The following is a 25190-nucleotide window of genomic DNA, read 5'->3' on the forward strand; positions in this document are numbered from 1 at the left end:
CCACCAGATCCGGTCGCAGCCCGTCGAGCGCGCGTTCCAGCCCGGCGCCGTCGCGGCAGGCGTCCGCGTGGTAACCGGTGTCGGTCAGCGCTTTGCTGACCATTTCGCGGATGGTCTCCGAATCCTCGGCCACCAGCACCCGCGGGGTGCCGCGACCGGAATCAGCCATGCCTCATTGTTAGCGCGCACTTCGGGGGACGGGCGTGCGACGCGGCTTTCTTCAGGTTCGCTTCACGTTTCCACGGCGCTGCGTTATGCAGGCATCGCTGCTAAACTGCAGGCATGGTGGCGATCACGATTCGCGATGTCCCGGACGACGTCCGCGACGAACTGGCCGCCCGCGCCGCGCTGTCCGGGCAGTCGCTTCAGGAATACCTGCGCCGACTGTTGGTGACGACGGCCGAGAAGCCGACCGTCCGCGGCGTCATCGCCCGGGCACGCGCCAGGGTGGACGCGACCGGAGCGCGCCTGGGCGCGGCCGACATCCTCGCCGCCAGGGACGCCGATCGTCGGTGACCGACCGGGTGGTGTGCGACGCATCGGCGGTGCTGGCCGTCCTTCTGGACGCCGGGAGCGACGGTCAGTGGGCGACGGCACAACTGAAGGACGCCGACCTGTTTGCGCCCGCGCTATTGCCATACGAATGCGCCAACGTCATCAGGCGCGCCGAATTAAGCGGGGCGATCGGAGCAGACCAGGCCGCTCAAGCCCACGCCGACATGATCGACCTTGCGGTGGAGCTGTGGCCCTACGAGGTGCTCGGTGCGCGGGCGTGGGAGCTGCGCGCGAACCTGCCCTGCTATGACGCCGCCTACGTTGCGTTAGCCGAGACGCTGGCGATCCCTTTGGTGACCTTGGACCGAAACATTCTTCGAGCGCCGGGCGTCGCCTGCGCGGTAGCGGTTCCCGGCGACGGCCAGGGCCAGTAGCGTCCCCGTAAAACCGCCCTACCCGGCGCCGGGCACCGCGCCCACGTCGGCGCCGGGGCCGGTTTCGGCGGCGTCAAGCGACCGTCGCGAACCCAGCAGCGGCCGGCGGGCCACTTCCGGCGCGAAGAACAACGTAACGGCGCCGACCGCCCCGGCGAACATCAGCATGTACGCCGGCACCATCGCGTTGCCGGTGCCGGCAACCAGCGTCTCGGCGATCAGCGGGGTGGTGCCGCCGAACGCCGACACCGCGATGTTGAATCCGATCGACACCGCGCCGTAGCGCACGTTGGTGGGAAACAGCGCGGGCAGGATCGCCGGTTCGAGGCTGCTCAAGAACAGCATGGGCAACCCGACGAGCAGCACCCCGACGAACTGCGTCGGGTACGCCCCGCCGAAGCGCATCAACCCGAACGCCGGCAGCGAGATCGCGACCAGCAGCCCGCAACCCGTCCACATCAGCGGCTTGACGCCGATGCGGTCCGACAGCATCGCGACGAGGAGCACCCCGACCGTCAGGACCGCCAGCACCACCAGGACCATCACCAGGGCCGCGGTGTCCCCGACGCCCGCGGTCTTCTTCAGGTAGGTCGGCACGTAGCCGCTGACCATGTAGCTGGTGTCGGTGACGGCGAGCTCCACGCCCAAACAGATCAACAGCGGCTTCCACTGCAGCACCACCGTCTGCACGAACTGCTTGCGGCCCGAGAGGGGCTGCTCGCGCGCGTGCACCTCCTCGTAGTCGGGCGATTCCTCGATCCGCTTGCGGAGGTAGACCGCGATCAGGCCGAGCGGAGCGGCCAGGAGAAACGGCACCCGCCAGCCCCAGGCCAGCATCTCGGCGCTCGACAGAGCGGTCTGCAGCCCGGTCACCAGCGTCGCGCCCACCACGAATCCGCCCAGCGTGCCCACCGGCAGAAACCCGGCCATCATTCCGCGCTTGTCGTCGGGGGCGTGCTCGGCGATGAAGGTCATCGCGCCCGCGTACTCCCCGCCGGAGGAAAGGCCCTGGCAGATCCGGATGACCGTGAGCAGGATCGGCGCCCACACCCCGATGGTGTGGTAGACGGGCAGCACGCCGGTCGCCGCCGCGCACACCGCCATCAGTGAGATCGTCACCACCAGCACGGGCTTGCGCCCGATGCGGTCGCCGAGGGGGCCGAAGATGACCCCGCCGAGCGGGCGCACCACGAACCCCGCCGTCATCGTGCCGAAGATGGCGATCAGGTTGCCCGCGCCGGAGTTTTCCCCGGGATAGAACTTCTGCGCCAGGATCGTGGCGACCAGGCTGAAGAGCGTGAAGTCGTAAGCCTCCATGAAGTTGCCGATGGCGGTGCCCTCGATCGAGCGGTGCATTGCCCGGGAGGTGAGCACGGTGGTTCTACCGGGCGTCGCCGTCCCAGGCTGTCCCCCGCTCGCTTTGCTGGGCATCGAGGGAAAGTCATACCCCATCGTCGCGGCGCCTACGCCGACGACCGAGCTCGCGCGGCTGTGCGCGAGGCAACATGGGGAGTGTGGCCGAACCGCACGCTCCCTCCCTGTTCACCCGGGCCGGTGGCCGGCTGCTGCGCTCGCGCCCGTTCGTGCGGGCGCCGGTGTGGCTCTACAAGGCTCGGGCGGGCGCTCTGTTCGGCTCGCGATTCGTGATGGTCGAACACGTGGGCCGCAAGTCCGGCGCGCCGCGCCACGCCGTGCTGGAGGTCGTCGATCACCCCGCGCCCGACAGGTACGTCGTCGCCTCGGGTTTCGGGCCAAAGGCGCAGTGGTTCCTCAACATTCGCGCCAATCCGCGCGTCCGCGTCTACGCCGGCAGCCGCGCGCCGAGGCCCGCCGCCGCGCGGGTCCTCGACCAACAGGAGGCGGACCGCACACTGGCCGCCTACCGCGCCCGTCATCCCCGAGCCTGGAAGAAGATGCGCCCGGTGCTCGAAGAGACGCTCGGCGCGCCGATCACCGACACCGCCACCCCGTTGCCGATGGTCGAGTTCCGGCTGGACTAGCAGCGTTCGGCCAAGGGCCGCATAGGGTTTCGGCAATGTGAGACAGCTCAGGTCGCCGTGCCGGTCATTGGGTCAACTCCGGCGGCGCCCCCGGGGGAACGTCCACCGGCTGATGGGCGATGGCCTCGGCCTTAGCCACCGCCTGGGCGATCGCGGGATCGGTCTGGGTGGAGAACCAGTCGGCGACCTCGGCGTCGTCGTCGGCTTGGTGCTTGGGCGCGTCCTCGACCGGAGACGGCTCGAACCGGAACACGCCGTCCTGGCCCGGGGTTCCCAGCAGCCTGGTGAATCCCTGTAGCGCGGCGCTGAAGTCACTGGGCACCACCCACACCTTGTTGGCGTCGCCGCGGGCCATCTCCGGCAGCGTCTGCAGGTACTGGTAGGCCAGCATCTCCGGGGTGGGCCGGCCCGCCTTGATCGCGGCGAACGTCTTCTCGATCGCCTTGGCCTGCCCCTGCGCCCGCAGGTAGGCCGCGGCCCGCTCACCCTGGGCGCGCAGCATCCGCGACTGCCGGTCGGCCTCGGCGGCCAGGATCGCCGCCTGCTTGGCGCCCTCCGCGGCCAGAATCTGCGCCTGCTTGGCGCCCTCGGCCTGGGTGATTGCGGCCTGCCGGTTCCCTTCGGCGGTCAGGATCATCGCGCGCTTCTCGCGGTCGGCCTTCATCTGCTTTTCCATCGACGCCTGGATCGACGGCGGCGGGTCGATGCTGCGCAGTTCGACGCGCGCGACCCGCAGCCCCCAGCGGCCGGTGGCCTCGTCCAGGACGCCCCGCAACTGGCGATTGATCATGTCGCGCGAGGTTAGCGTCTGTTCCAGCGTCATCCCGCCGACCACGTTGCGCAGCGTGGTCGTGGTGAGCTGCTCGACGCCGACGATGTAGTTGCTGATCTCGTAGACCGCCGCCTGCGGGACGGTGACCTGGAAGTAGACGACCGTGTCGATGTTGAGGGTCAGGTTGTCCTCGGTGATCACCGGTTGCGGAGGGAATGACACCACCCGCTCACGCAGGTCCACGCGGGCACGGATGCGCTCGATGAACGGCACCAGCAAGGTCAGCTGCCCGCTGACCGTGCGGCTGTAGCTGCCCATCCGTTCGATCACCGCGGCCTCGGCCTGCGGGATCACTTTGACCGACTTTGCCACCACGATGATCCCGAAGACGATGAGCGCGATGGCCACCACTAACAACGCGAATGCGCCTTGCATCACGCTTTCCTCCTACTTTTGCGCCAGGGATTAAAAGTCTTTGAACACCACCGCGGTGGCGCCGTTGATGTGCATGACCGTCACTCGTTCCCCCGGCTCGTAGACATCGTCCTCGTTGAGGGGCCGCGCCGTCCATACCTGGCCGTCCAGCTTGACCTGGCCCTCGTCGCGGGCGACCCGGTCCAAAACCAGCGCTTTCTTGCCCTCCAGCGCCTTGATGCCGGTCGGCAGCCCCTTGGCCGGGCTCAGCCGCCGCCGCAGCGCCGGCCGCACCAGGACCAGCAGCAGGACGGACACGACGAGGAACACCGTCGCCTCGGCCCAAACCGGCCAATCCAGCAGCCAGCTGCCGCCCGCCGCGGCCAGCGCCCCGCCCGATAGCATCAACAACGACATGTCGCCGGTCAGCGCCTCGGCACCGGCAAGGACCAGCCCGAATATGAGCCAAATCACCGCCGCGGGCATGCGGTCAGAATACGCGTGATCGGCCTTTGCGGGGCCAAACAACTACACTCCGAGATCATGTGGTGTCCCAGTGTTTCGCTGTCCCTGTGGGCCAACGCCTGGCTCGCGGGCAAGGCCGCGCCCGACGACGTCTTGGACGCGTTATCCCTCTGGGCGCCAAAGCAATCGGTCACCGCGTATGATGCCGTCGCCGCGGGCCACACCGGACTGCCGTGGCCCGACGTGCACGACGCGGGGACGGTGGCGCTGTTGCAGACGCTGCGCGCGGCCGTCGGCCGGTCCCCGGCGGGGGCGGCGGGCCTGCCGGATCGGTTGCGCGGGACGATCAACGTCGTGTTGCCGGTGCCCGGCGACGTGCGCGGGCTGGCCCCCGGGACGCAGTTCGGGCGCGACGCGCTGGCCGCGGGCGAGGCCGTCATCATCACCAACCCCGACGATGCCGCCACCGCGGTCGGGCTGGTCCCGGAGTTTTCCTACGCCGACCCCGACGAAGCCTGCGACGACCTCGCGCCGGAATTGTGCGCGCTGTCCTGGACGGTGTACTCGTTGCCCGGTCACCCCGTGTTCGACCATTACGAGCTGGGCGACGCCGAATATTCGCTGCGCTCGGCCGTCCGCTCGGCGGCCGATGCGCTCGGCGAGATCGGTCTGGCCGCCGCGTCCGACGTCGACGATCCGCGCGGGCTCGTCGAGCAGCTGCTGGAATCCGCACGGCAACACCGCATTCCGGACCACGCGCCCACGCGCGCGCTGCGGGTGCTGGAAAACGCCGCGCACGTCGACGCGATCATCGCGGTCAGCGCGGGGCTGAGCCGAACGTCGGATGCCCCCGGGGACCGCATCGCCGTCGCGATCACCCAGTCGTCGTCGCAGGCGCAGATCGCCACCGATGCGCTGCGGCCGCTGACCACCGTGGTGCGTTCGGCGCGGATGGCCGCGGTGACCGCGATCCTGCACTCGGCCTGGGCGGACTAGGTTCGGTTTTCGCGCGCCGCGCAGTGCGGCGGCCGGCACGGCGCGCCGTTCACGCTGGCCAGGCAGCCCGGCACCGGGTCGGGTCCGGCGACGCGTTCGGGGGGTCGGCCGGTGCGCAGTTCGTCGATCAATCCGGCGGCCAGCCGGGCGAATCGGCGGTCCGCGTTGGGCGTTGCGGCGCGGGCGAACGACATTCCGGCCGCCTCGGCCTGTAATCGCAATTCGTGGTCGAGGTCCCACACCACCTCGATGTGGTCGGCGACGAACCCGATCGGGCAGACGACGACGGCCTTGGTCCCGGCGGCGTCCAGCGCGGCCAAATGGTCGGCCACGTCGGGCTCGAGCCACGGCACCTGCGGCGGGCCGGAGCGCGACTGCCACACCAGGTCGTAGTCGTCATACCCCGCGGCCCCGGCGACCAGCCTTGCGGCGTACGCGACTTGGCGGCTGTACAGCCGCGGCCCGCAGCGCTCGTCGGCGGCCACCGGGACCGAATGCGCGGTGAACACCAGCCGCGCGCCCGCCGGCACGTTTTTGGCCGCGGCCGCGACCGCCCCGGCGAATATCTCGACGAAGAGCGGGTGGTCGAAATACGGCCGCAGCTTGACCAATTCGGGGGCTTGCGGGCCGGACGCCGCGCGGGCCCGGGCGATGTCTTCGGTGTACTGCGTGCAGCTGGAGTACCCGCTCCATGCCGAGGTCGTGAATACCGCGGCGCGGCGAACACCGTTGTCGCGCATGTCTTCAACGGCGTCCTCGACGTAGGGCTCCCAGTTGCGGTTGCCGAAGTAGACCGGCAGGTCCTGTTCGGCTTCCAGCTGGGCGATCAGCGCGCGGTTGATGCCGTTGATCGGTGACACCCCGCCGAAATGCCGGTAGTGCTCGGCGACCTCGTCGAGGCGTTCGGGCGGCACGTTGCGCCCGCGGGTGACGTTTTGCAAAAACGGCCGCACCTGCTCGGGGCCCTCCGGGCCGCCGAAGGACAGCAGCAGGACGGCGTCGAAATCCATTGGCGCTTATAGCAACTGCGTGCTGGCGCCGCCGTCGGCGTAGATGACGGTGCCGGTGGTGGCGGGGAGCCACTCGGAAAGCAACGCGCACACGGTCTTTGCGACCGGGGTGGGGTCCTTCATGTTCCAGCCCAGCGGCGCGCGCTGATCCCAGCCCTCCTCGAGCAGGTGTATCTGCGCGCCGGCCTCCTCGCCCAGCGCACCACCGACGATCGCACTCATCGCCAGCGTCCGGATCGGCCCGGCCGCAACAAGATTGGAGCGCACGCCGTACCTGCCCGCCTCGCGGGCCACGAACCGGTTCACCGACTCGAGCGCGCTCTTGGCGACCGTCATCCAGTTGTAGGCGGGCATCGCGCGCGACGGGTCGAAGTCCATGCCGACGATGCCGCCGCCGGGGTTCATGATCGGCAGCAGCGCCTTGGCCAGCGAGGCGTACGAGTAGGCCGAGATGTGGATGCCCTTGGCGACATCCTCGTACGGCGCGTCGAAGAACGGGTTGATGCCCATCCCGCTCTGCGGCATGAAGCCGATCGAATGCACCACGCCGTCGAGCTTGTTGCCCTCCCCGATCACCTCGGTCACCCGCTGCGCGAGCGTGTTGAGGTGCTCGTCGTTTTGCACGTCCAGCTCGAGCAGCGGGGCCTTCTGCGGCAGCCGGTCGGCGATGCGCTGGATCAGCCGCAGCCGATCGAAGCCGGTCAGCACCAGTTCGGCGCCCTGCTCTTGGGCCACCCGCGCGATGTGAAACGCGATCGAGGAGTCGGTGATGATGCCGGTGACCAGAATCCGTTTGCCGTCGAGCAGTCCTGCCATGTCCGTCCTTTATGAAATCTATGAAATCGTGGTTGTCAGTGACCCATGCCCATGCCGCCGTCGACCGGGATGACCGCGCCGGAGATGTAGCTCGCGTCCTCGGACGCCAGGAAGCTGACCACCCCGGCGACCTCGGCGGCGGTGCCGACCCGCTTCGCCGGGATGAACTGCAGCGCGCCCTCCTGGATCCGCTCGTCGAGCGAGCGGGTCATGTCGGTGTCGATGTAGCCCGGGGCCACCACGTTCGCGGTCACGTTGGCCTTGGACATCTCCCGCGCGATCGAGCGGGCCATGCCGATCACACCGGCCTTGGAGGCCGCGTAGTTGGCCTGGTTGCCGATGCCCCAGGTTCCCGAGACCGACCCGATGAAGATCATGCGGCCGAACTTGTTCCGCTGCATGCTGCGCGAGGCCCGCTGGGCGACCCGGAACGCGCCGGTCAGGTTCGCGTCGATGACCTTGACGAACTTCTCCTCGGTCATGCGCATCAAGAACGCGTCCGCGGCCAGGCCGGCGTTGGCGACCAGCACCTCGACCGCCCCCTGGTGCGCCTCGACCTCCTTGAACGCGCGATCGACGGCCTCGTTGTCGGTGACGTCGCACTCGACGCCGAACAGCCCCTCGGGCGCCCCGGACCCGCGGTGCGTGACGGCCACCTTGTGCCCGTCGGCGGCCAGCCGCTGCGCGATCGCCAGCCCGATGCCCCGGTTTCCGCCGGTGACCAGGACCGAGCGGGATACGAATGCGGGTCTGCCCCAAGTGGATGCACTGTCGGTGGTGTTCGAGGTGGCCGTGTCAGTCACCCCGACAACCTAGCGCCTCGCCGGTTGGCGGCCGAAATCTCCCCCCTGTCGGACCGCGAGCGTAACCACGCTGCAATTTCCGGGTCGGCGTTTCGCAGCCCCGTCACGCTCGCGTGGCTTGTCGGTGTGGCGCATCACACTTTCGCCCATGACGACCCGTTTTTGGGCAGCGAAGCCCTCGCCGCCGGCGCGTTGACCCCCTACGAGTTACGCAGCCGGTACGTAGCCCTGCACAAAGACGTCTACCTGCCCAAAGATGCCGCGATGACGGCAGTCGTGCGGGCAAAGGCATGCTGGCTGCGGTCACGACGACGCGGCATCCTCGCGGGCTTCTCGGCCTCCGCAATGCACGGCTCCAAGTGGATCGACCCGGCGTTGCCCGCCGCGATCATCGACACCAACCGCCGCCATCGGCCCGGCGTCCAGGTGTGGGAAGAGCGCATCGACCCCGACGAGGTCACCGTCCGCGGCGGCATGCGCGTCACGACGCCGGCCCGAACGGCGCTGGACCCGGCGCGCCGGTTTCCGACCGACGTCGCCGTCGCCGCCGTCGACGCGCTGGTGCGGGCGACGGACCTGAAGATCGCCGACGCCGAGCTCTTGATCGACCGGTATCGCGGGCGCCGCGGCATGAAGGCCGCCCGCGCCGCACTCGAATTGGTCGACGGCGGGGCACAGTCCCCCAAAGAGACGTGGCTGCGGCTGTTGTTGATCCGGGCCGGATTTCCGCGTCCCCGAACCCAGATTGTGGTGCGCAACGAATGGGCTTGGCCCGACGCGCATTTGGACATGGGGTGGGAGGACATCAAGGTGGCCGCGGAGTATGACGGCGAGCAACACCAAACCAGCCGGCACCAATACGTCAAGGACATTCGCCGCCTCGAGAAGCTGGAGCACCACCACGGCTGGATCGTGGTCCGGGTAGTAGCCGAGGACCATCCCGCCGACATCATCCGCCGGGTGGCCGAGGCCCGCGGCTCGCGAGCGTAGCCACACCGACAAAACCCGGGCTCAAAATCTCAACCCCGTTGCGCTCGCGACCCACAGCCCCCGCGAACGCCCCAGACTTACGTCGGCAGGCGGCGGTTGATCAGCAGCGCCGCGAGCGCCGCGACCGCCAGCACCAGCGCCCCCAGCCGCAGCCAGCCCGTGCTGGCGTCGCCCTTGATCGTCTCGTAGCCGATCTGCTGCTGCAGCGACGCGTACACGGCCTTCAGCTCGGCCAGGCTCGCCGCGTTGTACCAATTGCCGCCGGAGAGCTCGGCGACCTTCTTCATCGTGGAGTCGTCGACGGGAACGGGCTGGCGCTGGTCGTTGATCTCGACGAAGCCGTAGGGGGTGCCGAACGAGATTGTCGAGATCGGCACGCCCTGGTCCTTGGCGGTGCGCGCGGCGGTGAAGGCGCCCTTGGGGTTGTCCGGGTTGGTCGGCATCGTCTCCTTGCCGTCGGAGAACAACACGATGCGCGCCGGCGGCGGCTTGTCGCCGCCGCCGATGACCGCGCCCACCGTGGCGATGGCCTGCAACGCGGTGAAGATGCCCTCGCCGGTGGCGGTGCGGTCGGCGAACTGCAGCTTGTCCAGCGCGTTCTTGGTCGCCTCGCGGTTGGTGGTCGGCGACACCAGCACCGTCGCGGTGCCCGCGTACTCGATCAGGCCCAGGTTGATGCCGGGGGTGAGCTCGTCGGCGAACTGCTTGGCCGCCTCCTGGGCGGCGGCCATCCGGTTGGGCTGCACGTCGGTGGCGCGCATCGACTGGGACACGTCGATCACCAGCATCACGACCGCGCGGTTGCGGGGAATCCGCACGTCCTGCGTCGGTCCGGCCATCGCGATGGTGAACAGCACCAGGGCGGTCACCAGCAGGATCGCCGGCAGGTGCCGCCACCGCGAGGGCCGTTGGGGCGCAACGCTTTCCAGCAACTCCATGTTGGCGAACCGCAGCATCCGGCGTTGACGCGCCAGCTGCAACAGGATGTACAGGGCGGCCAGCCCCGCGACGACTAAGAGAAAGAGGAAGAACCAAGCATGCGCGAAGCCCGACAGCGAGACCGGGCCCAGTAGGGGCAGCGTCACTGCCGCCCCGCGAGGGCCCCGCGCCGACGGGACTCGACGAACCGGACGATGTCGGCGATCCAGTCGCGATCGGTGCGCAGGGTCAGCACCGGGGCGCCGCAGCTGCGGACCGTGCGGGACACCTCGGCGCGGTGCGCCGCGGCGGCCCTCGCGAAGTCGTCGCGCAGCTGGGCGTCGATGGTGAACTCGCGGGTGACGCCCGTTTCGGCGTCCTGCAGCACGACCTCACCGATGTCGGGCAGTTCCACGTCGCGCGGGTCGAGCACCTCGATGGCCAGCACCTCGTGGCGCGCCGCGATGGCCCGCAGCGGGCGCGTCCAGTTGATCGGGCCGAGGAAGTCGCTGATGATCACCGCCATGCCGCGCCGGCGCTCCGGGCGGCGCAGCGCGTCGATGGCCGTCGCCAGGTCCCCGCGCACCCCCACCGGGGCCTTGGGCGTGGTGGCGATGGTGCGCAACAGCGTCTGCTCGTGCTGGCGCCCGGAACGCGCGGGCACCCGCTTCATCGTCGCGCCGGTGGCCACGATCGCGCCCAGCCGGTTGCCGCCGCCGCTGTTGAGGAAGGTGATCGCCGCCGCGGCCGCCACCGCCAGGTCACGCTTCTCGCAGACCGTGGTGCCGAAGTCCAGGCTGGCCGACATGTCGACCACCAGCCAGGTCTCCAGCTCGCGGTCGGCGATCATCTGCCGCACGTGCGGGTGCGTGGTGCGCGCGGTGACGGCCCAGTCCATGCGCCGGACGTCGTCGCCGGGCTGATACTCGCGCGACTCCCCCGGCTCCGTCCCGGGTCCCGGGATCAGGCCGAGGTGGTCGCCGTGCAGCACCCCGTCGAGCTTGCGTTTGACCGTGAGCTCCAGCTGCCGCAGCGCCGCCGACAGCTTCGGGTCGTCGATCTGCCCGCGCTCGAACGACGGCGGGTGCGAAACGGAGCGTGGTTTCGGTTCGGTCACCGACCGCTGGCCGCCACGGTCTGCATCACCGGCGGGACCGAATGACCTTGCTGCGGAACGGCATTCACCTGCGGCAGGGCGACCGTCTGCAGCACCCGGTTGATGACGATCTCGGGGGAGATCTCGTCGGCTAGCGCGTCGTAGGTCAGCACCAGCCGGTGCCGCAGCACGTCGGGAATGATTTCCACGACGTCCTGCGGGATCACGTAGTCCCGGCCGCGCACCAGGGCCAGCGAGCGGGCGCCGGCGATGATGCCCAGCGACGCACGCGGGGACGCGCCGAACGAGATCCAGGTCTTGACGTCGTTCATGCCGAGCTGCTCGGGGTGCCGGGTGGCGGTCACCACGCGCACCACGTAGTCGACGAGCGCGTGGTGGACGAAGACGTTGGACGCGATGTCCTGCAGCCGCAGCAGGTCGCCGGTGTTGAGCACCTGCTTGGGCACCGGCGGCTTGACGCCCATCCGGTAGATGATCTCGCGCTCTTCCTCCGGCGTCGGGTAGCCGACGTTGATCTTGAACAGGAAGCGGTCCCGCTGGGCCTCGGGCAGCGGGTAGACGCCCTCGTGCTCGATCGGGTTCTGGGTCGCCATGACCAAAAACGGGTTGGGCAGCGGGAAGGTCTTGCCGCCGATCGACACGTGGCGTTCCTGCATGACCTCCAGCAGCGCCGACTGCACCTTGGCCGGCGCGCGGTTGATCTCGTCGGCGAGCAGGAAGTTGACCACCACCGGGCCGAGCTCGGTGTCGAACTCCTCCTTGCCCTGCCGGTAGATGCGGGTACCGATGATGTCGGTGGGCACCAGGTCCGGGGTGAACTGGATGCGCGCGAACGTCCCGCCGACCACGCGGGCGAAGGTCTCGACGGCCAGCGTCTTGGCCACGCCGGGCACGCCCTCGAGCAGCACATGGCCCTTGGACAGCAGGCCGACCAGCATCCGCTCCACCAGCTGGTCCTGGCCGACGATGATGCGTTTGACCTCGAAGATCGCGCGCTCGAGCGTGTGCACCTCGGCGGCCAGGCCGTTGCCGCCGCCGGTGGGCGCTTCGTGGGCCGGGGGGCCGGACTGGCCACCCGGGCCGGGGTAGTTGCTGGCGCCCGGGGGCGGTCCACCTGCTGATGTCATCAAGAACCCTCCACAGCTCACTCGGACACGACTGCCGGGCAGCAACGTGCCCGCGTTTAACTATTCCAGGCCCGCCGAAATCCGTCGACGCGCCGTTCGCGCAGCCAACGGCCGGCACACCCGGGTCAGTACTCGATGATCCTAGTCAGGAACGGCGTCATGCCGGGCTTGCGAACCGGGCTTACGGTCACCTTGCCGGCCAGTGACGACGCCTCCAGCATCTGACCGTTGCCCAGATACATGGTGACGTGCTGGCCGCCGCCCGGGCCGTAGAAGATGAGGTCGCCGCGCCTGGCCTGGTCGGGCGGGATGTGCCGGCCGGCGTTGTACTGGTCACCGGAAAACCGCGGGATCAGCACGCCGACCCCGGCGAAGCCGTAGCGCATCAGGCCCGAGCAGTCGAAGCCGGTGATGTTGGCACCGTCGCCGACGCCCTTGCTGGGACCTTCCAGCGAGCCGCCGCCCCAGGAGTACGGGACGCCGATCTGCGACCCCATCCGCTTGATCACGTACTCGATGGCCTGCCGGCCGTAGACGCGCGGGATCTTGCCGCCGGGGTTGGTGGGGGGCGCCGCGCTGGGAGCGGGATCGCCGCCCAGGTTGATCCCGAGCCCGCCGAGGAATTGCTTGCCCAGATTCAGCGTGGTCTGCGTGGCCTGCGCGGTGGCCTGCAGGGACGCGTTGGCGACCGCGAGCGGGTCCCCGGGGGCGCCGGCGCTGATCGTCGCGGGCAGCGTGGGGTCCCATTGGCCGGGGTCGGCGGTGGCCGGGCTGGGCCCGGAGATGACCAAAGTCAGCATCAGCCCGGTCAGCGCGGCGGCGATGCCGGCGACGTTGATCAGGCGAAACCCCTTGCGGCGCATGGCTCCTCGTCTAGTATTCAATCGTCACCACTCGATGTAGCGGACCACGTAGGGCGTCATGCCGCTGGTGCGGACGGGCGCGACCCGGACCTTCAGGCCGACGTCGGGAGCCTCGAGCATCTGGCCGTCGCCGAGGTAGATGGTCACGTGCTGGCTGCCGCCGGGGCCGTAGAAGATGACGTCGCCGCGGCGCATCTGCGACGACGGGATCTTGCGGCCCAGGTTGTACTGCGCACCCGAATAGTGCGGCAGCTTGATGCCCACGCCGGCGAACGAATACAGGACCAGCCCCGAACAGTCGAAACCGACGGTGTTGGCCCCGGAGTCGATGCCCCTGCTCGGGCCGGCGGCGTTGCCGCCGCCCCAGGAGTAGGGGACCCCGATCTGCGACATCCCGCGACGGATCACGTACTCGGTGGCCTGCCGCCCGTAGACGCGCGGGATCCGCGACGCGCGGCCCGGAACGGGGTTGGTGATGCCGGTGTCGTCGGGCCGCAGGATGCCCAACTGCTGCAGGAAGTTGCGCCCCATGCTCGCGGTGACCTGCGTCGACGTCGCCGAAATCCCCAGCACCTGGTTGATCACCGCGATCGGGTCGCCGGGGACGTTGGCGCTGGGCACCATCGGCAGCGTCGGGTCCCACCCGTCCCACCGGCGCCCGCCGGAGTGCGGCGCGGCGGCCGGGGCGCCCGGGGCGCCCGGATCCCACCGATCGCCGGTCGCCGGGGCGGGGCCGCCGCCTCGTCCCGCCGCCCATTGCAGCTTGGCCGCGTCGAGCTTCGCCTGAGCCTGGTCGCGCTCGGCGGCCAGGCGGACGGCCTGCTCGCGTTGTTCGTCGAACTTGCGCTTGGAGTCGGTGAGCGCGGCCACCGCGCCGTCCTGGCTGGCCTTGGCGTCGGCCGCGGCCTTGTCGGCCTTCTGCTTGGCCAGCCGCGCCGCGGACTCCCTGTTCACCTGCTCGGTGCGGGCCCGCTGCAGCTTGTCCATCACGGCCTGCGAGCTCGCGGTCAGCGTGCGGGCGGCCGACTCGGTGGCGATGATGTCTTCCGGGCTTTTCGCGGTCAGGTAGCTGCCCGACGGGCCGTTCATGTAGGTGGCCGCCGCGAAGGTGTTGAAACGCTGCTGGGCCGCGGCGATCGCCGCGTTGGCGTCCTTGACCGCCTGCTGGCTGGCTTCGAGGTCGTGTTCGGCGGCCGCGGCGTTGTCGCGCGCGGTCTCCACGTCGACGAGGGCCTTGTTGACGCTTTCCTGCTGCGCCTCGATCTGCGCGGTCAGGTCTTCCAGGCGCTGGTTGGCCTTGGCGACGTCGGCGATCAGCGCGGCCAGGCTGTCGGCGGCGGGATCGGCCTCCGCCAGCCCCGGGGTGCACACGAGCAGGGCCACGCTCAACACCGCGGGAATGAGCGGCCGGACCAGCCTCGCGGCAAGTCGCGCAGAAGAGCCACACCGGGTGCGTCTCATACGGCTCAGGTCTCCTACGGCTCAACGCGGACGGTCGGCGCCATGCACACGTTTTCCGAGGGCGCCACAAACAACACGAGCATCATTTGCACCGTACGTCACATGAGACGCCGTGGAAACGCTCGTCACAAACTGCACTCTGGACGTGCGTTTAATGTGACCGAATGGTGACCTGCGGTGTTTGCCGCGACGGTCGCCGGCTTAGGCCGGGGTCAGCCGGATGTGGCGGTCAGACGGCGCGATCGGGCGCCTCGGCCCCCGCCTCCCGCGCACCCGCCGACGTTGCTGCACGCTTGCTGTGCAGCTGCAGGAGTCGGGCGCCGACGGCCGCCGCGAACACGGCGATCAGCAGGAAAACGGTCAGCCCGGTCCAGGGGAACTCCGGCGTCTCCAGCTCGTGCACGAAATGCTGCGCCGAGACCACCGGGTTGCCCGTCTTGGCGATGTCCTCGCCCGCCTCGAGGGTCACCCGCGGGAACTGCGTGCTGTAGGTGCCAACGAAGTTCGGGCTCAGCGTCAGAACGGTCGCGTCGTGGTAGTCGGCGCCCACCACGGTCGAGATGTCGCGCAGGGGCGTGTCGTTGGGCGGGTTGTGGTCGAGCAGCACGATCTTGAGGTTGATGCCCTTGGCGTGCGCCTCGTGGACCACGTCGAGCAGGCCGGGCGCGACGGCCGGCGGCGCGCTGACGCCGTCGGCGGCGACCTGGGCCTTGATCGCGGCCATGTCGACGTCTTGCGGAATGTAGAGGGGCAGAGAATCGTGCCCGGTCATCGCTTTCCCTCCTGCCCTTCGCGGCCCCGCCGTCACGCCGGCGTGGCGCTCGGCCACGGCGGTCACTCTAGCGTGGCGCTCGGCCCGCTCGTGCGGCCGCAGAACTGGAGCGGCCCCCAGGGGTTTAAACCCACGCCGTACGCGACAAGACTGAACATACGAACGCCCGCCGTAATGCAGGACAAGCGTACTGTTAAAGTAGCACCGCGCCGCCGACACAGCCCGTCGGTGAAAGAACTGAATCCTTGGGAGTTGAAGTGACTGAATCTGTGAACTCGTTCGGAGCCCGCGACACCCTCAAGGTCGGCGACAAGAGTTACCAGATCTATCGCCTCGACGCCGTTTCCAACACCGGAGGACTTCCCTACAGCCTCAAGGTCCTCGCCGAGAACCTGCTGCGCAACGAGGACGGCAGCAACATCACCAAGGACCACATCGAGGCGATCGCGAATTGGGATCCCAAGGCCGAACCCAGCATTGAGATCCAGTACACCCCCGCCCGCGTCGTGATGCAGGACTTCACCGGCGTGCCGTGCATCGTCGACCTGGCCACCATGCGCGAGGCCATCGGCGACCTCGGCGGCAACCCGGACAAGGTCAACCCGCTGGCACCCGCGGACCTGGTGATCGACCACTCGGTGATCGCCGACCTGTTCGGCCGGCCTGACGCGTTCGAGCGCAACGTCGAGATCGAGTACCAGCGCAACGGCGAGCGCTACCAGTTCTTGCGTTGGGGGCAGGGCGCTTTCGACGACTTCAAGGTGGTGCCGCCGGGGACCGGCATCGTGCACCAGGTCAACATCGAGTACCTGGCCAGCGTGGTGATGTCCCGCGACGGTGTCGCCTATCCCGACACCTGCGTGGGCACCGACTCGCACACCACGATGGTCAACGGCCTCGGCGTGCTGGGGTGGGGCGTGGGCGGCATCGAGGCCGAGGCCGCGATGCTCGGTCAGCCGGTGTCGATGCTGATCCCGCGGGTCGTCGGTTTCAAGCTGACCGGCGAGATCCAGCCGGGCGTCACGGCGACCGACGTCGTGCTGACGGTCACCGAGATGCTGCGCAAGCACGGCGTGGTCGGCAAGTTCGTCGAGTTCTACGGCGAGGGCGTGGCCGAGGTGCCGCTGGCCAATCGCGCCACCCTGGGCAACATGAGCCCCGAATTCGGTTCCACCGCAGCGATTTTCCCGATCGACGAGGAGACCATCTCCTATTTGCGGTTCACCGGCCGCTCCGAGGAGCAGCTGGCGCTGGTCGAGGCCTACGCCAAGGAACAGGGCATGTGGCACAACCCCAAGCAGGAGCCGGAGTTCTCCGAGTACCTCGAGCTCGACCTGTCCGACGTGGTGCCGTCGATCGCCGGGCCCAAGCGCCCGCAGGACCGCATCCCGCTGTCGAAGGCCAAAGAGACGTTCCGCGAACAGATTCCGAACTATGTCGGCGACGACCCCGACAAGAAGGAGTACTCGAAGCTGGACGAGGCGGTCGACGAGTCCTTCCCGGCCAGCGACCCCGGGCAGAATACGGAGTGCGAGGACGCCGACGCCCTCCCCGAGTTGGAATCGGCCGCCAAGCACGCCAACGGGCGGGTGAGCAACCCGGTGACGATCAAGTCGGACGACCTCGGCGAGTTCGTGCTCGACCACGGCGCCGTGGTGATCGCCGCCGTCACGTCGTGCACCAACACCTCCAATCCCGAGGTGATGCTGGGCGCGGCGCTGCTCGCCCGCAACGCCGTCGAAAAGGGCTTGGCCTCCAAGCCATGGGTGAAGACGTCGATGGCGCCGGGCTCGCAGGTGGTCAGCGACTACTACGACAAGGCCGGTCTGTGGCCGTATCTGGAGAAGCTCGGCTTCTACCTGGTCGGCTACGGCTGCACTACCTGCATCGGCAACTCCGGCCCGCTGCCCGAAGACATCTCGAAGGCCGTCAACGACAACGACCTTTCGGTGGCGGCGGTGCTGTCGGGCAACCGGAATTTCGAGGGCCGCATCAACCCGGACGTGAAGATGAACTACCTGGCGTCCCCGCCGCTGGTGGTCGCCTACGCGCTGGCCGGAACCATGGACTTCGACTTCGAGTCCGAGCCACTCGGCACGGACAAGGACGGCAACGACGTGTTCCTCAAAGACATCTGGCCGTCGCAAAAGGACGTCTCGGACACCATCGCCTCGGCGATCAGCCAGGAGATGTTCACCAAGAACTACGCCGACGTGTTCAAGGGCGACGAGCGCTGGCGCAACCTGCCGACGCCCAGCGGCAACACTTTCGAGTGGGACCCGGATTCCACCTATGTGCGCAAGCCCCCGTACTTCGAGGGCATGGCGGCCGACCCGGAGCCGGTCAGCGACATCACCGGCGCCCGGGTGTTGGCGCTGCTGGGCGATTCGGTGACCACCGACCACATCTCCCCCGCCGGCAGCATCAAGCCGGGCACCCCGGCGGCGCAGTACCTCGACGAGCACGGCGTGGACCGCAAGGACTACAACTCCTTCGGGTCGCGGCGCGGCAACCACGAGGTGATGATTCGCGGCACGTTCGCCAACATCCGGTTACGCAACGAGCTGCTTGGCACATTGGGAGAGGTCGTCTCGGGCGGCTACACCCGCGACTTCACCCAGGACGGCGGGCCGCAGGCGTTCATCTACGACGCCGCGCAAAACTATGCGGCGCAAGATATTCCGCTGGTGGTGCTGGGCGGCAAGGAGTACGGATCGGGTTCGTCGCGCGACTGGGCGGCCAAGGGCACCCGGCTGTTGGGCGTGCGGGCGGTCATCGCCGAGTCGTTCGAGCGCATCCACCGCTCCAACCTGATCGGCATGGGTGTCATCCCGCTACAGTTCCCCGAGGGCAAGACGGCTGGCGACCTGGGCCTGGACGGCACCGAGGTCTTCGACATCACCGGCATCGAGGCGATCAACGACGGCAAGACGCCGAAGACGGTGCACGTCAAGGCCAGCAAGGACTCTGGTGACCCGATCGAGTTCGACGCCGTGGTGCGCATCGACACCCCCGGCGAGGCCGACTACTACCGCAACGGCGGCATCCTGCAGTACGTGCTGCGCAACATGCTGAAGTCATAGCCTCGTCGCCTGTGCCCAAAGTCAGCGAGGACCATCTGGCGGCCCGCCGCCGTCAGATCCTCGACGGCGCCCGCCGCTGCTTCGCCGAATACGGCTACGACAGGGCGACGGTGCGCCGGCTGGAGAAGGCGATCGGGATGTCGCGCGGCGCGATCTTCCATCACTTCCGGGACAAGGACGCACTCTTTTTCGCCCTCGCGCACGAGGACGCCGAGCGGATGGCCGACGTGGCGTCCCGCGAGGGCCTGATCCAGGTCATGCGCGACATGCTCGCCGCGCCAGAAGAATTCGACTGGCTGGCCACCAGGCTGGAGATCGCGCGCAAGCTGCGCAACGATCCGGTGTTCAACCGCGGCTGGGCGGAGCGGTCCGCGGAACTGGCTGCGGCGACGACCGATCGGCTGCGCCGCCAGACGCAGGCACACCGGGTGCGCGACGACGTTCCCGGCGACGTCTTGCAGTGCTACCTGGAACTGGTTCTGGACGGCTTGGTGGCCCGGCTGGCGTCCGGCGAGGATCCGCGGCGGCTGGCGGCCGTCCTGGATCTGGTGGAAAACTCGGTGCGGCGCAGCACTTCTCGGGATTCTGGGCGTAGCGCCACTGCGAACAAGGGGATGTGATTTCGCAGTGACGCTACGCCCGCGCCGACCGGCGCCGGCTGGACGTGCGGTTGGGACCGCCGCGGCTGCGCAGCGTGGTGCCGGATTCCAGCAGCATACTGTGAATCGAGCCGTACGACCTGCCGGTGGTGGCGGCCAGGTTGCGGATGCTGGCACCGCCCTCGTACGCGTTGCGTAGCTCGTGCAACAGCTGGTCGCGCGTCTTCTCCGGCTTTCTCACTCTGCCCGTCAAGGTGCCTCCCCACCCGAAGTCGATTCCAAGCACATAGAGTAGGAAGCCGCCGCGAAGCGCGGGCCGGATTGGCGAAATCGTTTAAAAGTTGTGTGCGCTACGCGAGTTCGATGAGATCCCGGTACTCGTCGGACCAGTAATCCTCGGTCCCGTCGGGCAGCAGCACCACGCGTTGCGGGTCGAGGGCCTCGGCCGCGCCCGGGTCGTGCGTCACCAGCACCACCGCCCCGTGATAGCTGCGCAGCGCGTCGAGGACCTGTTCGCGCGACGCGGGATCGAGGTTGTTGGTCGGTTCGTCGAGCAGCAGCACGTTGGCCGTCGACGCCACCAGGCCGGCCAGCGCGAGCCGGGTCTTCTCGCCGCCGGAGAGGGTGCCCGCCGGTTGTTCGAGCTGGGGGCCGCTGAACATGAACGCGCCGAGCAGGCCGCGTAGGTCTTGTTCGCCGGCTTCGGGTGCGGCGTGGCGGATGTTCTCCCAGACCGTTGCGTCGTTGTCGAGCGTGTCGTGTTCCTGCGCGAAATAGCCGATCCGCAAACCATGTCCGGGCTCGAGCCCTCCGGTGTCGGGTGTTTCGACGCCGGCCAGCAGCCGCAACAGCGTGGTCTTGCCGGCGCCGTTGAGGCCGAGCACCACCACCCGGGAGCCCCGGTCGATGGCCAGGTCGACGCCGCTGAACACCTCCAGCGAGCCGTAGGACTTGCTCAGCCCCTTGGCCACCAGCGGCGTGCGCCCGCACGGGGCCGGGGTGGGGAACTTGATCCGGGCCACCTTGTCGGCGACGCGCTCCTCGTCGAGGGCGGCCATCATCCGATCCGCACGGCGCAACATGTTCTGCGCCGCAACGGCTTTGGTGGCTTTGGCGCCCAGCTTGGCGGCCTGCGCGCGCAGCGCGGCGGCCTTGCGCTCGGCGTTGGCGCGTTCGCGGCGGCGGCGCTGCTCGTCGGTGGCCCGGGCGTCGAGATACTTCTGCCAGCCCATGTTGTAGACGTCCATCTCGCCGCGCACCGCGTCCAAAAACCACACGCGGTTGACGACGTCGGCGAGCAGCTCGACGTTGTGGCTGATGACCACCAGGCCGCCGGTGTGGCCCCGCAGGAAATCGCGCAGCCAGCCCACCGAATCGGCGTCGAGGTGGTTGGTCGGCTCGTCCAAAAGCAACGTGGTCCCAGAACCCGAGGCGCCCGCTCCGCCCTCCGACGCGGCGAACAGGATGCGCGCCAGCTCCACCCGGCGGCGCTGGCCCCCGGACAGCGTGCGCAGCTGCTGGGTCAGGACCCGGTCGGGCAGGCCGAGGCTCGCGCAGATCCGCCCGGCCTCGCTTTCGGCGCCGTAGCCGCCCAGCGCCACGAACCGCTCCTCGAGCTGGCCGTAGCGGCGAATCGCGCGGTCCCGCGCGTCGTCGTCGGCGACCTCGGCCATCAGGGCCCGCTGCTTTTCCAGGTCGGTGAGCAAGACGTCCAAGCCGCGCGCCGAGAGGACCCGGTCGCGGGCCAGCACGTCGAGGTCGCCCTCCTTGGGATCCTGTGGCAGATAACCGATTTCACCGGTGCGGGTGATCGATCCGGAGTAGGGCTCGGTCTCGCCGGCCAGGATGCGCAGGGTCGTCGTCTTGCCGGCGCCGTTGCGGCCGACCAGCCCGATGCGGTCGCCGGGCTGCACACGCAGGTCCGGGCCGTCGGGTGCGAGCAGGATGCGCGCGCCGGCGCGGACCTCGAGGTCCGTGGCCGTGATCACATCTACTCCCGTTTGCTATTTGTCGTCGGTGAACACCGCCGGCCGTTTCTCTGCGCGCGCGGCAACCGCCTCTTCGAAGTTGGCGGTGAGCAGGCGGACGAAAAGCTGGCCCAAGCCTTCGGCTTGCATGTGCCCTTCCAGGCTACCGGCGTCCAGTCCACTCCATAGTGTGCGCTTGGTCAGTTCGGTCCCCGGGCGCGAGAAGGCCGCTATCCGCGCGGCGATCGCGTAGCAGGTGTCCAGCAGCTGCCCTTCGGGCACCTGACAGGACACCAGGCCGATGCGCTCGGCTTCCTCGGCGCTGACGTCGCGACCGGTCAGCATGATCTCGAAGGCTCGCGACGACCCGATGGCCCGGGGCAACAGGTAGCTCAGGCCCAGCTCGCTGGCGGTGAGCCCGTTGTTGATGCCCGCGGCCCGGAAGTAGGCGCTGGTCGAGGCGACCCGGATGTCGGCGGCCAGCGCCAGACACAGCCCGCCGCCGATGGCCGGCCCGTTGACCGCGGCGATCACCGGCTGGTGCAGCCGCCGCAGCGCCAGGATGACGTCGTCGAGCAACTCCATCGAGCGCAGCGCATAGGTCGGGCGGGTCAGCCCCTCGACGTGGGGCACCGCGCCCGCCGACTTGTGATCGGCTCCCGAGGAGAATCCTTTGCCGGCGCCCGTCAGCACGACCACGCGCACGGCATTGTCGTAGGTGATCTTCTCGAGGGCCTCTTTGAGCGGCACCATGACGTCGAACGCCATGGAGTTCATCCGCTCCGGCCGGTTGAGGGTTATCAGCGCGACCTCGGGCCGCGGGTGCTCTACCAGTACCAAGCTCACCTGTGAAAGGTAGCGTGCTTCGACCGCCGGGGCTCAGACGTGGCCCATGCCGGTGGTCATCAGCACAACCCCCAGCGCCGCCACGACGACGCCGACGACCGCCCGCCAGCGGGCCTTCACCCACGTGTGCACGCGCGACATCACCGCGCTGGTCTGAACCGGCGCGACCAATTGGCTGACGATCGGGATCTCCGCGAACGCCAGCGACAGGGCCGTGTACACCGCGGCGGCGCCGACCTGGGTGCCCACCGCGGTTCCGGACGCCAGGATGGCGGTGAGCACCCCAAGGTATCGAAAATCGGTCGTAATCGTCACTCCCACAAGGAATGTCACCCACGGCGGGGCCGACACAAGCGCATTCAGCGCGCGCGCCGACAGCCGCGAAAAAGCGTTCGCGCCAACTTGATCCGGCCGGTCACCGGCGGGCACCGCAACCTTCGCCGGTTGCCGCACCGAAAAACGGACCGCAAAGCCCACCGCGACCACGAGCGCGAGCACGCCCATCGCGACCTGGATGTGCCCCATCGTCGAACTCGTGGTGGCCCGGTCCACCCGCTGCATCACCGAAGCCGCGACGCCGTGCAGCCCGATCAGCATCCCGACGCCCAGCACCACCGCCGCCGCCAGTGCCCCGAACCACAGGGCCACCAGATGCACCATGGGCCGGCGCCGGGTAAACAGCAGCACGACGATCCCGATTCGCACCGGGTCCGCGCCCGCGAACAGCCCTAGCGCCAGCACCGTGGCCCACATGGGCGGCACTCTACCGCCCGCGGCGCCGTGGCCAGGAGAAAAGACGCTCCCGTGCTGAAGGTCGGGCGCCGAGGGCCGTGGCGCTACCGGCTTTCGGCTCCGACGGCGGCTCGTCGGATCATGCCTGTTCGGCCCGGGCGGGCGGCCCTAAACTGCCGAGACGTCGAACGCCTTGACCTGCTGCACCAGGTCCTCCAGCGCCGCGGGCGGCAGCGCACCGGCCTGGTTGAACAGCAGCTTGCCCTTCTTGAACGCCATCAGCGTGGGGATGGACCGGATTTGCGCGGCCGCGGCCAGCTGTGGCTCGGCTTCGGTGTCGACCTTGGCGTAGACGACGTCGGGGTGCTTTTCCGACGACGCCTGGAAGGTCGGCCCGAACTGGCGGCATGGCCCGCACCAGGAGGCCCAGAAGTCGACGAGCACGATGTCGTTGCCCTCGATGGTCTCGTTGAACTTCTCGGCGGTGAGATTGACTGTGGTCACGGGCGTATCAACGTACCGAGTCGGCGCGATGTTCCCGCGGGCCGGTGGGCGTTGAATTTGCCTCTGGCACAAGGTCGCGGCGCCGCGAGGTTACGGTTGCGTACGTTTTCCCACGTCGGACAGACTGAGGGCTGACGATCCGCCTGTCTTGAAAACCAGTGAAAGAATCGCCTTGAGCCATTACATCGCCAACGTCCGCGATCTCGAGTTCAACCTCTTCGAGGTGCTCGACCTGGGCGCGGTGCTGGGCAGCGGAAGCTACAGCGACCTCGACGAGGACACCGTCCGGACGATCCTGGCCGAGGCCGCCCGCCTGGCCGAGGGGCCGGTCGCCGAGTCCTTCGCCGCGGCCGACCGCAACCCGCCGGTGTTCGATCCCGCCGAGCACACCATCAGCGTGCCCGACGAGCTGGCCAAGACGGTGCAGGCGATCAAGGACGCCGAGTGGTGGCGGCTGAACCTGTCCGAGGAGATAGGCGGCATGCCCGCGCCGGCGCCGCTGGTGTGGGCCGTCAACGAGATGATCATCTGCGCCAACCCCTCCGCGAACTTCTTCTGCCTGGGCTACTTCATGGCCCAGGCGCTCTTCGCCGAGGGCAACGAGGAGCAAAAGCGTTGGGCCGCAATGGGTGTGGAGCGCGGCTGGCAAGCAACCATGGTGCTCACCGAACCCGACGCGGGGTCCGATGTGGGCGCCGGGCGCGCCAAGGCCGTCGCGCAGCCCGACGGGACGTGGCACATCGAGGGTGTCAAGCGGTTCATCTCCGGCGGCGACGTGGGCGACACCGCCGAGAACATCTTCCATCTGGTGCTGGCCCGGCCCGAGGGCGCCGGACCGGGCACCAAGGGATTGAGCCTGTTCTATGTGCCCAAGTACCTGTTCGACCCGGATACGCTGGAACTGCGTTCCCGCAACGGCGTTTTCGTCACCGGCGTGGAACACAAGATGGGCATCAAGTCCTCGCCCACGTGTGAACTGACGTTCGGCGCCACCGACGTGCCGGCCGTCGGCTACCTGGTCGGCGACGTGCACAACGGGATCGCGCAGATGTTCACCGTGATCGAGCAGGCCCGCATGACGATCGGCGTCAAGGCCGCCGGCACGCTGTCCACCGGCTACCTGAACGCGCTGGCTTTCGCCAAGGAGCGGGTGCAGGGGGCCGACCTGACCCAGATGGCCGACAAGACCGCCCCGCGCGTGACGATCATCCACCACCCCGACGTGCGGCGCAGCCTGATGACACAGAAGGCCTACGCCGAGGGGCTGCGCGCGCTGTACATGTATGCGGCCGCGCACCAGGACGACGCTGTGGCGCAACGGGTTTCGGGCGCGGACCACGACATGGCGCACCGCGTCGACGACCTGCTGCTGCCGATCGTCAAGGGCGCCAGCTCCGAGCGGGCCTACGAGATCCTGACCGAGTCGCTGCAGACCCTGGGCGGCTCCGGCTTTTTGGTCGACTATCCGCTGGAGCAGTACATCCGCGATTCCAAGATCGATTCGCTCTACGAGGGCACCACCGCCATCCAGGCCCTGGACTTCTTTTTTCGCAAGATCGTCCGCGACCGCGGCGAGGCCCTGCAGTTCCTGACGGCCCAGATCAGCAAGACCATCGACACCTGCGACGAGGCGCTCAAGCCGCAAGCCGAGCTGCTGCAGACCGCCCTGGACGAGGTCACCGCCATGACGGCCGCGCTCACCGGATACCTGATGGCGGCGCCCCAGCAGCCGACGGAGATCTACAAGGTCGGGCTCGGGTCGGTGCGGTACCTGCTCGCCGTCGGTGACCTGCTGATCGGTTGGCGGTTGCTGGTGCAGGCCGGCGTCGCGCACGCCGCACTGGCCGGTGCGCCGTCGGAGCAGGACGCGCCGTTCTATCGGGGCAAGATCGCCACCGCGGCGTTCTTTGCCAAGAACATGCTGCCGAGGCTGACCGCGCAGCGCAAAGTCCTCGAGTCCATCGACGACGAGGTCATGCGCATCTCCGAAGACGCCTTCTAAAGCG

Annotated in this window: 24 protein-coding genes and 2 pseudogenes; 8 read left to right on the forward strand and 18 right to left on the reverse strand. The window is 68.8% G+C overall.

From position 1 onward, the window contains the following. Nucleotide 1: 1 nt before the first annotated feature. A pseudogene (locus tag AWC19_RS30935) lies at nucleotides 2-169 on the reverse strand (DNA-binding response regulator); the annotation flags it as partial. 113 nt (nucleotides 170-282) lie between these two features. On the opposite strand from AWC19_RS30935, the gene AWC19_RS30160 reads away from it, so the two are divergent. After that, complete coding sequence (locus AWC19_RS30160) at nucleotides 283-516, forward strand: FitA-like ribbon-helix-helix domain-containing protein (protein ID WP_085080716.1); 234 nt, start codon at nucleotides 283-285, stop codon at nucleotides 514-516. Next, on the forward strand, nucleotides 513-929 hold the full coding sequence (locus AWC19_RS30165; protein WP_085080717.1) for a type II toxin-antitoxin system VapC family toxin: 417 nt from the start codon (nucleotides 513-515) through the stop codon (nucleotides 927-929). Before AWC19_RS30160 ends, AWC19_RS30165 begins: the two co-directional genes overlap by 4 nt. Before the next feature lie 18 nt (nucleotides 930-947). Here AWC19_RS30165 and AWC19_RS24630 read toward each other — a convergent pair whose 3' ends face one another. Next, nucleotides 948-2285 carry an MFS transporter gene (locus AWC19_RS24630; protein ID WP_085080718.1) on the reverse strand — a complete coding sequence of 446 codons (1338 nt, stop codon included), beginning with the start codon at nucleotides 2283-2285 and terminating at the stop codon, nucleotides 948-950. Between the two features lie 149 nt (nucleotides 2286-2434). Between AWC19_RS24630 and AWC19_RS24635 the strand changes: the two genes are divergently transcribed. Then, nucleotides 2435-2929, forward strand: coding sequence for a nitroreductase family deazaflavin-dependent oxidoreductase (locus tag AWC19_RS24635; protein ID WP_085080719.1), 495 nt, complete (start codon nucleotides 2435-2437; stop codon nucleotides 2927-2929). Nucleotides 2930-2993: 64 nt separating this feature from the next. Here the strand turns inward: AWC19_RS24635 and AWC19_RS24640 are convergent, their stop codons facing one another. Beyond that, nucleotides 2994-4136: an SPFH domain-containing protein gene (locus tag AWC19_RS24640; RefSeq protein ID WP_085080720.1), complete on the reverse strand. Its 1143-nt coding sequence runs from the start codon at nucleotides 4134-4136 to the stop codon at nucleotides 2994-2996. 30 nt (nucleotides 4137-4166) lie between these two features. Next, nucleotides 4167-4601 (reverse strand): NfeD family protein, encoded by a 435-nt coding sequence (locus AWC19_RS24645; RefSeq protein WP_085080721.1) that lies wholly within the window; start codon nucleotides 4599-4601, stop codon nucleotides 4167-4169. Between the two features lie 57 nt (nucleotides 4602-4658). Here AWC19_RS24645 and AWC19_RS24650 point away from each other — a divergent pair, with 57 nt between their 5' ends. Continuing rightward, nucleotides 4659-5576 carry a hypothetical protein gene (locus tag AWC19_RS24650; RefSeq protein ID WP_085080763.1) on the forward strand — a complete coding sequence of 306 codons (918 nt, stop codon included), beginning with the start codon at nucleotides 4659-4661 and terminating at the stop codon, nucleotides 5574-5576. Here the strand turns inward: AWC19_RS24650 and AWC19_RS24655 are convergent. From AWC19_RS24655 to fabG1, 3 genes are read right to left on the reverse strand one after another with little or no spacing between them, the layout of a single operon-like run. Then, on the reverse strand, nucleotides 5573-6586 hold the full coding sequence (locus AWC19_RS24655; RefSeq protein WP_085080722.1) for a ferrochelatase: 1014 nt from the start codon (nucleotides 6584-6586) through the stop codon (nucleotides 5573-5575). The two genes, AWC19_RS24650 and AWC19_RS24655, sit on opposite strands and share 4 nt — an antisense overlap. 6 nt (nucleotides 6587-6592) lie before the next feature. Then, nucleotides 6593-7402: an NADH-dependent enoyl-ACP reductase InhA gene (gene inhA / locus AWC19_RS24660; RefSeq protein WP_085080723.1), complete on the reverse strand. Its 810-nt coding sequence runs from the start codon at nucleotides 7400-7402 to the stop codon at nucleotides 6593-6595. Nucleotides 7403-7437: 35 nt separating this feature from the next. Beyond that, the gene (fabG1, locus tag AWC19_RS24665; protein WP_085080724.1) at nucleotides 7438-8205 is read right to left on the reverse strand and encodes a 3-oxoacyl-ACP reductase FabG1; all 768 of its coding nucleotides are present in this window, start codon (nucleotides 8203-8205) and stop codon (nucleotides 7438-7440) included. A 126-nt stretch (nucleotides 8206-8331) separates the two neighbouring features. Here fabG1 and AWC19_RS24670 point away from each other — a divergent pair, with 126 nt between their 5' ends. After that, complete coding sequence (locus AWC19_RS24670; RefSeq protein WP_085080725.1) at nucleotides 8332-9195, forward strand: hypothetical protein; 864 nt, start codon at nucleotides 8332-8334, stop codon at nucleotides 9193-9195. 77 nt (nucleotides 9196-9272) lie between these two features. On the opposite strand, the gene AWC19_RS24675 is transcribed toward AWC19_RS24670, so the two are convergent. From AWC19_RS24675 to AWC19_RS24700, 6 genes are all read right to left on the reverse strand, one after another. Beyond that, nucleotides 9273-10280 (reverse strand): VWA domain-containing protein, encoded by a 1008-nt coding sequence (locus AWC19_RS24675; RefSeq protein ID WP_085080726.1) that lies wholly within the window; start codon nucleotides 10278-10280, stop codon nucleotides 9273-9275. After that, a complete protein-coding gene (locus AWC19_RS24680; protein ID WP_085080727.1) occupies nucleotides 10277-11230 on the reverse strand; it encodes a DUF58 domain-containing protein in 954 nt (317 codons plus the stop codon). The genes AWC19_RS24675 and AWC19_RS24680 overlap by 4 nt, the downstream gene beginning before the upstream one ends. Further along, nucleotides 11227-12357 carry a chaperone MoxR1 gene (gene moxR1, locus AWC19_RS24685; protein WP_085080728.1) on the reverse strand — a complete coding sequence of 377 codons (1131 nt, stop codon included), beginning with the start codon at nucleotides 12355-12357 and terminating at the stop codon, nucleotides 11227-11229. Before moxR1 ends, AWC19_RS24680 begins: the two co-directional genes overlap by 4 nt. Before the next feature lie 125 nt (nucleotides 12358-12482). Further along, complete coding sequence (gene ripB / locus AWC19_RS24690) at nucleotides 12483-13220, reverse strand: NlpC/P60 family peptidoglycan endopeptidase RipB (RefSeq protein ID WP_085080729.1); 738 nt, start codon at nucleotides 13218-13220, stop codon at nucleotides 12483-12485. A gap of 24 nt (nucleotides 13221-13244) precedes the next feature. Further along, nucleotides 13245-14681, reverse strand: coding sequence for an NlpC/P60 family peptidoglycan endopeptidase RipA (ripA, locus tag AWC19_RS24695; protein ID WP_085080730.1), 1437 nt, complete (start codon nucleotides 14679-14681; stop codon nucleotides 13245-13247). Nucleotides 14682-14910: 229 nt separating this feature from the next. Further along, entirely contained in the window at nucleotides 14911-15453 is a 543-nt protein-coding gene (locus AWC19_RS24700) for an Rv1476 family membrane protein (protein WP_085080731.1), read from the reverse strand. 257 nt (nucleotides 15454-15710) lie between these two features. On the opposite strand from AWC19_RS24700, the gene AWC19_RS24705 reads away from it, so the two are divergent. Both AWC19_RS24705 and AWC19_RS24710 read left to right on the forward strand, forming a co-directional pair. Continuing rightward, on the forward strand, nucleotides 15711-18536 hold the full coding sequence (locus tag AWC19_RS24705; protein WP_085080732.1) for an aconitate hydratase: 2826 nt from the start codon (nucleotides 15711-15713) through the stop codon (nucleotides 18534-18536). Nucleotides 18537-18547: 11 nt separating this feature from the next. Then, nucleotides 18548-19156: a TetR/AcrR family transcriptional regulator gene (locus AWC19_RS24710; RefSeq protein WP_085080733.1), complete on the forward strand. Its 609-nt coding sequence runs from the start codon at nucleotides 18548-18550 to the stop codon at nucleotides 19154-19156. Between the two features lie 13 nt (nucleotides 19157-19169). Here the strand turns inward: AWC19_RS24710 and AWC19_RS24715 are convergent, their stop codons facing one another. From AWC19_RS24715 to trxA, 5 genes and pseudogenes are all read right to left on the reverse strand, one after another. Then, on the reverse strand, nucleotides 19170-19376 hold the full coding sequence (locus tag AWC19_RS24715) for a helix-turn-helix domain-containing protein (protein ID WP_085080734.1): 207 nt from the start codon (nucleotides 19374-19376) through the stop codon (nucleotides 19170-19172). 109 nt (nucleotides 19377-19485) lie between these two features. Beyond that, nucleotides 19486-21123, reverse strand: coding sequence for an ABC-F family ATP-binding cassette domain-containing protein (locus tag AWC19_RS24720; RefSeq protein ID WP_085080735.1), 1638 nt, complete (start codon nucleotides 21121-21123; stop codon nucleotides 19486-19488). Between the two features lie 15 nt (nucleotides 21124-21138). Further along, nucleotides 21139-21981 (reverse strand): annotated as a pseudogene (locus tag AWC19_RS29425) (enoyl-CoA hydratase); the annotation flags it as partial. Further along, on the reverse strand, nucleotides 21982-22701 hold the full coding sequence (locus AWC19_RS29430) for a GAP family protein (RefSeq protein WP_142281399.1): 720 nt from the start codon (nucleotides 22699-22701) through the stop codon (nucleotides 21982-21984). Between the two features lie 147 nt (nucleotides 22702-22848). Further along, nucleotides 22849-23184, reverse strand: coding sequence for a thioredoxin (gene trxA, locus AWC19_RS24730; protein WP_085080736.1), 336 nt, complete (start codon nucleotides 23182-23184; stop codon nucleotides 22849-22851). Nucleotides 23185-23356: 172 nt separating this feature from the next. On the opposite strand from trxA, the gene AWC19_RS24735 reads away from it, so the two are divergent. Further along, nucleotides 23357-25186: an acyl-CoA dehydrogenase gene (locus AWC19_RS24735; RefSeq protein WP_085080737.1), complete on the forward strand. Its 1830-nt coding sequence runs from the start codon at nucleotides 23357-23359 to the stop codon at nucleotides 25184-25186. Nucleotides 25187-25190 lie beyond the last annotated feature (4 nt).

The organism is Mycobacterium palustre, from assembly GCF_002101785.1.
Lineage (GTDB): Bacteria > Actinomycetota > Actinomycetes > Mycobacteriales > Mycobacteriaceae > Mycobacterium > Mycobacterium palustre.

Coding starts and splice junctions, on each gene's coding strand:
- AWC19_RS24645 (WP_085080721.1), bottom strand. CDS start 4,601: ATGCCCGCGGCGGTGATTTGGCTCATATTCGGGCTGGTCCTTGCCGGT.
- inhA (WP_085080723.1), bottom strand. CDS start 7,402: ATGGCAGGACTGCTCGACGGCAAACGGATTCTGGTCACCGGCATCATC.
- AWC19_RS24635 (WP_085080719.1), top strand. CDS start 2,435: ATGGGGAGTGTGGCCGAACCGCACGCTCCCTCCCTGTTCACCCGGGCC.
- AWC19_RS30160 (WP_085080716.1), top strand. CDS start 283: ATGGTGGCGATCACGATTCGCGATGTCCCGGACGACGTCCGCGACGAA.
- AWC19_RS29430 (WP_142281399.1), bottom strand. CDS start 22,701: ATGTGGGCCACGGTGCTGGCGCTAGGGCTGTTCGCGGGCGCGGACCCG.
- AWC19_RS24655 (WP_085080722.1), bottom strand. CDS start 6,586: ATGGATTTCGACGCCGTCCTGCTGCTGTCCTTCGGCGGCCCGGAGGGC.
- AWC19_RS24700 (WP_085080731.1), bottom strand. CDS start 15,453: ATGACCGGGCACGATTCTCTGCCCCTCTACATTCCGCAAGACGTCGAC.
- ripA (WP_085080730.1), bottom strand. CDS start 14,681: ATGAGACGCACCCGGTGTGGCTCTTCTGCGCGACTTGCCGCGAGGCTG.
- AWC19_RS24650 (WP_085080763.1), top strand. CDS start 4,659: ATGTGGTGTCCCAGTGTTTCGCTGTCCCTGTGGGCCAACGCCTGGCTC.
- AWC19_RS24630 (WP_085080718.1), bottom strand. CDS start 2,285: ATGCACCGCTCGATCGAGGGCACCGCCATCGGCAACTTCATGGAGGCT.
- AWC19_RS24640 (WP_085080720.1), bottom strand. CDS start 4,136: ATGCAAGGCGCATTCGCGTTGTTAGTGGTGGCCATCGCGCTCATCGTC.
- moxR1 (WP_085080728.1), bottom strand. CDS start 12,357: ATGACATCAGCAGGTGGACCGCCCCCGGGCGCCAGCAACTACCCCGGC.
- ripB (WP_085080729.1), bottom strand. CDS start 13,220: ATGCGCCGCAAGGGGTTTCGCCTGATCAACGTCGCCGGCATCGCCGCC.